This is a genomic window from Priestia sp. SIMBA_032 (assembly GCF_046535215.1).
Classification (GTDB): Bacteria; Bacillota; Bacilli; order Bacillales; family Bacillaceae_H; genus Priestia; species Priestia aryabhattai.
The window spans coordinates 1-326 of record NZ_JAWRXD010000321.1; the positions used below are offsets into that span (position 1 = coordinate 1).

The window sequence follows — 326 nt, forward strand, 5'->3', positions numbered from 1 at the left end:
GATATCAGAAATATCTCTAACCTTGATGAATTCCATCAAATAACGGCTACATCTGCTCAGTCAGAACTTGAGAAAAAATGTATAGAAATTAAGCTACCAAGTAGATTTTTAAGAAAAAATAAGTTTACATTTCTTATTACACCATCCATTCAAGGACAATTGGATAAAAACAATGCATACTTTGAATACTTACAAGCAGCAGATAGCCTTGTTTACGTATTAAATTCTTCTTCACCATTGCATAGTGAAGAAATTGATACGTTAATTTATTTACGTGAACAAGTACCAAACTTACAAATTCACTTCGTATTACACACAAATAATAC

General features: G+C 30.1%; 1 pseudogene. It reads left to right on the top strand.

The window, feature by feature from the left end:
- Positions 1 to 326 (top strand): annotated as a pseudogene (locus tag SB717_RS34580) (GTP-binding protein); the annotation flags it as partial.